At 43.6% G+C, this 649-nt stretch carries 2 protein-coding genes; both read left to right on the top strand.

The annotated features are described in order from the left end of the window. A partial coding sequence (locus AC3G7N_RS21380; protein WP_489424148.1) for an ACT domain-containing protein occupies nt 1-351 on the top strand: 351 nt, incomplete at its 5' end. A 166-nt stretch (nt 352-517) separates the two neighbouring features. Then, nucleotides 518-649, top strand: a 132-nt coding sequence (locus AC3G7N_RS21375; protein WP_489424149.1) for a D-aminoacyl-tRNA deacylase, incomplete at its 3' end; no start/stop codon positions are given.

Genomic DNA, 649 nt, shown 5'->3' with positions numbered 1-649 from the left:
AAAGGCCGCGGTGTATCTGTTCACAGGTCTGACTGCCCTAATGTGCAAACAGAGGATGCAAAGCAGCGCATACTCCATGTGGAATGGGAAACAAACCAAAGTGATAAAAAGCAGTACCATGTGGATCTTGAAATTTCTGGATATGATCGTCGTGGATTATTAAATGAGGTTTTGCAGGCTGTAAATGAAACAAAGACAAATATTACCCAAGTAACTGGGCGTTCCGATCGAAACAAAATGGCAATTATTCATATTACAATACTCATTCATGACACAAACCATTTACGAAAAATAGTAGAGCGAATTAAACAAATAAAAGAAGTATACACCGTAACCAGAACAGTTCAGTAAAAAAAGCGGAGGCGCCTGTTCAGAAGCGGACGGATAAGCAAAGGACCGTAGAACGCGGGGGGTTAAGCGTTCGAAGTGTCCATTGCTTGTGACGGCAGCTTCTAGAAGCCGCAGCTGAAAAAGAAATGCGGAGGCGACTGTTTAGGGCAAGCGAAGGAGGGACGCCATGAGGGCAATCATTCAGCGGGCCAAAAATGCCAGTGTAACGGTTAATGATAATGTTTCAGGGAAGATTGACGATGGCTTAGTTATGCTGTTGGGTGTTACGCATGATGATACAATAGAGGACGCCAAATAT

Source organism: Virgibacillus carmonensis (genome assembly GCF_057836705.1).
This window is presented reverse-complemented; position numbering and strand designations above follow the sequence as displayed.